Here is an 8,172-nt window from a genome sequence, read left to right on the forward strand (position 1 = left end):
TGCGTCAGATAGATAAATCATAATTTTAACCTGAGATGTTGAGGCCTGACGCACCACTGGTGGGTTTGACGCACCCTATGGTTAAATTCAGGCTGGCGGTAGGAAGTCGCCTATACTGTCTCTCATAGCAGCTACCACCAATTGAGAAATATAGGGTAAAATCTCCGGGTTTTTACTTTGGGATTTGCCCTCGGTAAAAACTACTAATAAATAAGGTGGCAAATCGGGAATTTCAATATAAGCTGCATCATGTCTAACTTGAGAAGTCCAGCCGGCTTTTGACCATAACTTAGCATTCTCAGGTAGTCCCTCCCCGAAAAATTCCGTAACCTGATTTTCGGGGTCTTCTGCTAAGGCTACCGGGTCAAGATTTCTGTGCATCAATTGCATCATTGTTTGAGATGCTTCCGAAGATGCTGCTACGCCTCCGACAATGCTATGTATTAGCCTAGCGGTGGCATTAGTTGTCAGCATATTACGGTTTTCCATCAGTTCCCCTAAAAAAGCCCTTTCTCTACCATAAGCACCATCACCCCAGGTTTTTTGGTTAACATTAATTGATTCAAGTTCCGGCCAATTCAGGGATTGAAAATAGCGATTAATGATATTTCGTTGATATTTCCAAGTCTCGAAGGGACCAGGTGATAATTCGGGGCCGCTGGTGGTTCCAGTTAACACATCCACGACTAAACTGGTAGCATCATTGCTAGAATGTGCAATCATGTCTTTAATGGCACGTTCTAACTCTGGAGAGATTTGCAACATCCTCTTTTCCACCCACTCGTATACAGCGACCAAGTAAAATAATTTAACTACACTGGCTGGATAAATGCGTTCAATTCCCCGATATGCAAACCCCCTAACGGGATATTTCCAAAATTCTTCGGGTGTAAGTGCGCCTCCGGTATTTACAGAAACTGGGGGGTCATAAATTACCCAGGTCATGGCTATTTGATTGGCGCTTAGTGCTGGAAATTTACTCCGGGTTGCCTCTATAATACCTGTGCCAAGAGTTTGTATCTTTGGGTCGGGATGGAAAAATGCCATAACAGGAAATTAGTTTTAAATATTGGTGACAAATATGGTCATTGACGGATTATCGGATATTTTGGGGCAGCTTTCCCCTACTACGGTGCCATTAAAACTACTCCCAGTTGAGTATAAATGCAAAGGTGATCTGAATATTTATGATTCTCCTGAGTGTAGGACTCTGGCAACTCAGGCGGCGACTGGACGACACCTGCGCGTATTTGAGGTTAACACTGCTGAGGATATGTTAGCTATACCTGTGCAACTGTGGGAGGATGATTACCCAGGTTGGTTGGCGGCGGGGGATGTTGAACATTTGCTAAACTCACCATTACCATTACCCCGGACAATTATATCACCCCAAAAGATTAACCAGGGTATAAATAAGGCGATCGCATTTTGTCACGAAGCTGCCAAAATTGGTAATACTTACCTATGGGGAGGGACGCTAGGGCCAAATTATGATTGTTCGGGTTTGATACAAGCTGCTTTTTCTGGGCAGGGTATTTGGCTACCGCGAGACGCTTATCAACAACAGGGGTTTGTTCAACCTATACCACCAGTTATCTGGGAAATGAAGCCAGGGGATTTAGTTTTTTTTGGGACATCATCTAAAACTACTCATGTCGGCCTTTATTTGGGTGATGGTAAATATATACATAGTTCGGGGCCAGAACATGGTAATAATGGTATTGGTTATGATGATTTGTGGCACGCCAATAATCCCGTTAGTAAATATTATGCGGAACATTTTATCGGTGCCGGTCGGGTAGTCTCTAGCTATCCTTTTGATGCTTTTGGCAGGTTTAATCGACTGAGGGTTAAGTTTTGAAATCCTATATATCTCGGTGTAAACCTTGGTTACGTTGGCTGATTTTGGGCATTACTTTATTTTTCCTGGCTACGGCTATTAAAAACCACTGGCGAGAGGTGGCAGCACTGCAAATTACTGGCAAAAGTTGGGGATATTTAGCTGTGGCTTGGGTGGTCACTTTTCTGGCTCATATATGGTCTGCCTGGGTGTGGTTATGGATTTTAACAGAGTTGAAATATGGGGGGGATAAAGGGATTGATTTTCGCCGGGGTATCCAGATTTATTTAAAGACTAACATCGCTAAGTATATTCCTGGTAATATTTGGCATTTTTATGGGCGTATTGTAGCTACTAAAAATGCGGGAATAGCTTTAGGTATAGCTACTTTAAGTGTTTTGTTGGAGCCTTTATTGATGGCGGCAGCAGCTTTGTTTATAGCTTTAATCACTCTCGAATCTGCTCATTTATGGTTGCAGATTTTATGTTTAATTGTGGTTTTGGCTGCTGTTCATCCTCGGCTTTTAAATCCGGTTTTAGGGTGGTTGGGTAGAGTTAAATTAAGGTCGGAAAATTTTAGTGATTTTAAAGATAAATACACGGATACTATACAACTACAACGCTATCCGATTAAGCCGTTTTTAGGAGAGTTGGTATTTGTGGGATTACGGGGAATTGGGTTTATTCTAACTCTGCTGGCTATGGGTTATTTTAATTGGCTGGAAGTGCCGAGGGTTTTTGGTGCTTTTAGTTTGGCCTGGTTATTGGGGTTGGTGGTTCCGGGGGCTCCCGGAGGTTTGGGAGTGTTTGAAGCTACGGTTTTAGGATTATTAGAAAGTTCAATTGCACCAGGTATTTTATTGGGGACGATCGCCTTTTATAGGGTAGTTAGTATTACGGCGGAAACAGCGGCGGCGGCTTGGGCGGCTGGGGATGAAAAAGCTAGAAACTCAAGGTAAATTGCTCTGGTTATGGGTTGCTTATAAATGCTGATGGCAATCTACCCCTAAATATTATATAATCGGATAAGCCCAACTCTCGTCAGGTTTGTGTCTTGATTAGATAAAAATATATTCACCAGTGAAATTTTATTGATATCAGCTATGCAACCAGAAGTAAAATCAGCCATAATTCGAGATCCTTTGATAGTATCAGGTGATTTAACTGTCATGGAAGCGATCGCGTGTATGAGTGGTGTCCGCCTTCAGTGTCAGATGACTGATAATATATCAATATCCGAGTCAGAACCGGACCTAGAAGCCCGATCAACTTGTGTGATAGTGTTGCAAGACCTAATGGTGGTTGGTATCCTTACACAGCGCGATATTGTGGGTCTAGCCGCCCAACAGCAAAATCTGGGACAGTTACTAATTGAGGAGGTAATGACTCCATCTGTCATTACTTTACGGGAATCAGAACTTACGGATTCACTCACTATTATTAACTTACTACAAAAGCACCGGATTCGACATTTACCTATAGTTGATGATAGCGATCGCTTAGTGGGACTGGTTACCCATGAGAGTCTGCGAAAATTGATGCGCCCCATTGACTTATTGCGGTTGCGGTTAGTCTCGGAAGTGATGACCCGCAATGTTGTATCTGCTAACTGTGATCAGACAATGTTAGAAATAGCCCGGTTAATGTCGGAAAGACGGGTTAGTTGTGTGGTGATTGCGGAAACTCAGGGTGATGCTGATCATGCTATGCAAATTCCCCTCGGAATTTTGACGGAGAGAGATTTATTGCAGTTTCAATCCTTGGGTTTAAACTGGGAAAATATCCGGGCTTCAAATATGATGAGTTCCCCTTTATTTACGATTAGACTAGAGGAGAATTTATGGCAAGTTCAGCAACTAATGGAACAGCGCCGAATCGGTCGGGGGATAGTCACGGGAGAAAGGGGAGAACTATTAGGAATTGTCACGCAAACCAGTTTACTGCAATGTTTTAATCCGTTGGAATTATACAAATTGGCGGAGGTGCTAGAGGAGAAAGTCTCGCGGCTAGAATCGGAAAAATTCAAACTTCTACAAAATCGGGCGGCTGAATTAGAATCACAGGTTAAACAGCGGACTGCTGAATTAAGGAAGCGGGCTGAAGGGGAAAAGTTAATCTCAGAATTGGCTACTAAAATTCGCTCATCCCTAGATTTACAGACGATTTTAGATACTACGGTTGAGCAAGTGCGACAGGTGCTAAAATGCGATCGCGTTAATATTTGGCGGTTTGGCGATGATTGGGAAACGGTAGTGGTAGCAGAGTCTACTAATTCGCCGGTTTCTTTGATAGGAGAACGCATCGCAGATACCTGTTTTAAGCAAAGCCAGGCGGAGATTTATCGCCAAGGAAAGATTAGGGTAGTTTCGGATATTTATACTACAGAAATGACGGACTGTCACCGAGAGATGCTGATCCGGCTTCATACCCGCGCTAAAATTATACTACCTCTGCTGTGTGGTGAACAACTTTGGGGGCTGCTTAATGTAACTGAAAGTGAACATCCACGGCAATGGAAAGCCGAAGAAATCGAACTACTACGAGCCTTATCTGTACAATTAGCTATCGGGCTTCAACAAGCCACTAACCATCAACAGTTACAGATTGAATTACAGGAAAAAACCCGGATAGAGGCAGAATTAAGAACCACGGAAACGAAACTGCGGAAAGCCCAAAAAATAGCGGGACTTGGTACTTGGCAACTTGATCACAAAACCCAGAGATTATTATGGTCAGACGAGGTGTTTGCGTTCTTTGAAATTGAACCAGAAAATTTTAGCTATACCCACGATGAATTTCTCAGCTTTGTACATCCAGAAGATCGCGATTTAGTAAATGATATGTATAACCAACATCTATGCGATCGCCAGTCCTATAGTATTAGTTACCGCATTTTACTAAATGATGGTAGAATTAAGTATGCACAAGAATATTGCGAGACCCTTTATGACGATAATAATCAGCCAATTTTTTCTGATGGGACTATCCAAGATATCACCCTACAAAAAAAATTAGAACAGGAACATATCCGCGCGGAAGATATGCGACAACAGGCTGAATCTATTAGCCGAGAAGTGAAACTATTAGATAATATTTTAGATATCATCCTAGCCGGATATTGGGATTGGGATATTTCCGGCAATACAGAATACCTTAGTCCGGGCTTTAAGCGTATGTTTGGCTATGAGGATCACGAACTGCCCAACTCCCCCGAAAGTTGGCAAAACCTGCTTTTTCCAGAAGATTTGCCGGGAGTATTAGACTGTTTTGAAAAACATATAAAAAGTCGTGGTAAAATCCCCTACTACAACGAAGTTCGATATCGCCACAAAAATGGTTCGACGGTTTGGGTGGTGTGTTCTGGACAGGTGATTGAGTGGGACGATGATGGTAATGCTATGAGGATGGTAGGCTGTCATATTGATATTAGCGATCGCAAAAAGTCGGAAATTGCACTACAAGAAAGCGAGGCGCGTTATCGCCGCATTATTGAAACTACCCTAGAGGGGGTATGGATAATTGATGGGGATGCTAAAACTACCTTTGTGAATCAACGAATGGCAGATATGCTGGGTTATACTCCATCGGAAATGATAGGTATGGGGTTGATAGACTTCTTGAACTCCTCAGAGCAACTTCAAACCCAAAACTACCTCGAAAGGAGAAAGCAAGGTATCCAGGAACAGCATACCTGTAAATTTCAACGCCGAGATGGGACGGCTTTGTGGGCGATCGTTTCTACTACGCATCAGTTAGATAACCAAGGTAACTTTGTGGGGGCTATTAGCTTATTAACTGATATTAGTCAACTGGTGAGTATTCAAGAAGCCTTAAAAACTTCGGAAATGCAGCTTAGTGGGATTCTGAATAGTTCCGAATATGGGATTATGGCGTTTCGTTCGGTTCGGAATGAACAGGGTAAGATTATTGATTTTGAATGGTTATTGGTGAATCCTAGCGCTGGTAAAGTAGTCGGTAAATCAGCAGATGAGTTAATTGGGAAAAGGTTACTGGAGGAATTGCCAGAGTATCAAGAAAGTGGCTTATTTGAACACTATGTGGAAGTGGTAGAATCGGAAAAATCCGTGAAAAAAGAGTTTTATTATAACCAGTATGGCATTGACTTTTGGTTTGAAAATATTTCGGTCAAATTAGGGGATGGTTTCGCGGTGACTTTCCGTGATATCACCGGAATTAAACAATCGGAAAAAGCCCTAAGTCTAGCAAACGAACAATTGAATAATCGGATCAATGAACTAGATCAACGCCATGCAGAAATGTTGCTTTTGAGTGAAATTAGCGACTTTATGCAGGCGGCTTTGACTGTACAAGAAGCCTGTGAAGCGATTAGCTATTTGCTAGAACCCCTTTTCCCAGAATGTGCTGGCGGAATTTTTTTGATGGCGGCTTCCCGGGACTCGCTGGAAATGATTTCTTCTTGGGGAAAAGAATGCACCTCAGTCTCGGTTTTTGTGCCGAAAGATTGTTGGGCTTTGCGCCGGGGAAGGGTACATTTATGTAATCATGAAAAAGGGGGTATTTCTTGCCGACATATTCAGGTAAGTTCTACCCTCTCTTGCACATTGTGTGTTCCGATGATGGCTCAGGGAGAGACTTTGGGTTTGTTTTATCTAAGTACAGATTCGGCGACGGCTTTATCTGAGGCAAAACAGCAGGCGGCGAGTACGGTGGCGGAACAGATAGGGATGGCGATCGCCAATTTAAACCTCCGCGCCACTCTGGAACATCAGAGCATCCGTGACCCTCTCACCGGACTTTTTAATCGTCGCTATTTAGAGGAATATTTGAGTCAGGAAATAGCCCGAGCCCAACGGCAAAAGCACCCCATTGGGGTCATCATGATGGATATAGACAATTTTAAGCATTTTAATGATACATTCGGTCATGATGCGGGGGATTATGTATTACAAAAAGTGGGAGAACTGCTGAAACAGAAGGTGCGAGAATATGATGTTGCTTGTCGCTATGGGGGTGAAGAAATGACCCTAATTTTGCCGGGGTCTTCCCTAGAAAATACTTCCATGAGGGCTGAACAAATTAGAGAGGCGATCGCCTCCCTTGTAGTAGCCAGTGGTGGTCAACATTTAGGCAGTATCACCGCCTCCTTCGGTGTGGCAGCCTTTCCCAAGCATGGTAGTATAGGTATAGACCTAATCCAGGCGGCTGATGCTGCTCTCTACCGCGCCAAAGCAGACGGACGCAACCGGGTTGTGATTATTCCATAATCATGAGAAACTTACGGCAACCCGCCCCTAAATTATGCTTTAGCGATCGCCGGTTTCCCACAAAGTACGCGCGTAACATTCGCCCCGCGGCTCCAGTTCATCGTACAGGCGCAGGCTTAGTAAAATAGCCTCTCGCGCCTAATTGATAAGCCATCTGGCGGTGTCTGTCAGCCCCCCCCCTAGAAGTTAACATAGCAATAGGTAGACCTTCGAGTTGTGGGTCTTTCTGCATTCCGGAGAGAAGTTCCAAGCCGTCCATACGAGGCATTTCAATATCACAGAAAAAGTTGGCTGGTTTTTTGCGCGGCGTATCTCAGCACCCGCCCCTACAGGGTGGGCGGTTTGTTGTTGGGTTGTTGTTTCCCCTGTTTGAGAACAGTCAGCCAATCTTTGGATTAAGCGATGGCTTTCCCTTCATGGGGTGGAAAGGTAAGGCTATACGTCTTGCTGCCTCGTATCGGACGATTCGGGTATGAAATAAGGCTGAGATGCCTGAAATAACCACCCTGTGGGGAATCCAGCCCCGAGTCTGGATATAAGAGGCTCGTCTCTGACCATCCCCATAACTGTTTATATGTCCCGACGTTTGGAACTCAACCTCTCCAAACAAGGCAGGGAACTCAAGGTCATAAAACAAACTGTTTTGAATGGGAAGTTATGACCCCATGATAACAATGAGTAGAGAGTGCGAAATGTTGAGGAGACCAAATAAGGCTGTTATGCCTGAAATCACCTCCTAGTGGGGAAGCCAGCCCCGAGTCTGGATAAGAGGTCGGAGCCTCGAACCATTCYCCATAACTGTTTATACGTCCCAACGTTTGGATTGAACCCCCAAACAAGGCAGGGAACTCAAGGTCATATAGCATTGGTCAAGGTGGTTAGGACGCAGCTTTTATAACGGAATCCATGGCATCATCGAGAGAATCAAACTGCTCACGTGCAATGGCGAATGCGGGCTTTCAACCACGACCAACATTTCTCTATCTTGTTGAGGTCTGGCGAATAAGGTGGTAGATAGAGCAAACGGCATTGAGCCGCCTCCACTAGCTCAGGAATCCGTCCCCCTTTATGAAACGTTGCATTGTC

At 44.0% G+C, this 8,172-nt stretch carries 4 protein-coding genes and 2 pseudogenes; 3 read left to right on the forward strand and 3 right to left on the reverse strand.

The genetic code is table 11. The features are described 5' to 3' along the window. Positions 1-87: 87 nt before the first annotated feature. Positions 88-1,047: a serine hydrolase gene (locus B9T16_RS23005; protein WP_014275375.1), complete on the reverse strand. Its 960-nt coding sequence runs from the start codon at positions 1,045-1,047 to the stop codon at positions 88-90. 34 nt (positions 1,048-1,081) lie between these two features. On the opposite strand from B9T16_RS23005, the gene B9T16_RS23010 reads away from it, so the two are divergent. The 3 genes from B9T16_RS23010 to B9T16_RS23020 all read left to right on the forward strand — a co-directional run bounded on the left by B9T16_RS23010 (position 1,082) and on the right by B9T16_RS23020 (position 7,086). Beyond that, a complete protein-coding gene (locus B9T16_RS23010; protein ID WP_410245873.1) occupies positions 1,082-1,861 on the forward strand; it encodes a C40 family peptidase in 780 nt (259 codons plus the stop codon). Beyond that, on the forward strand, positions 1,858-2,799 hold the full coding sequence (locus B9T16_RS23015; RefSeq protein WP_014275373.1) for a lysylphosphatidylglycerol synthase domain-containing protein: 942 nt from the start codon (positions 1,858-1,860) through the stop codon (positions 2,797-2,799). Before B9T16_RS23010 ends, B9T16_RS23015 begins: the two co-directional genes overlap by 4 nt. A 144-nt stretch (positions 2,800-2,943) precedes the next feature. Next, complete coding sequence (locus B9T16_RS23020) at positions 2,944-7,086, forward strand: diguanylate cyclase (protein WP_410245874.1); 4,143 nt, start codon at positions 2,944-2,946, stop codon at positions 7,084-7,086. On the opposite strand, the pseudogene B9T16_RS23025 reads toward B9T16_RS23020, so the two are convergent. After that, positions 7,076-7,375: pseudogene (locus B9T16_RS23025) on the reverse strand (response regulator); the annotation flags it as partial. The gene B9T16_RS23020 and the pseudogene B9T16_RS23025 overlap by 11 nt on opposite strands. A gap of 589 nt (positions 7,376-7,964) precedes the next feature. Continuing rightward, positions 7,965-8,172 (reverse strand): annotated as a pseudogene (locus B9T16_RS23030) (transposase); the annotation flags it as partial.

It is taken from the genome of Arthrospira sp. PCC 8006 (genome assembly GCF_046480465.1).
In the GTDB taxonomy this organism is placed as follows: Bacteria; Cyanobacteriota; Cyanobacteriia; order Cyanobacteriales; family Microcoleaceae; genus Limnospira; species Limnospira platensis.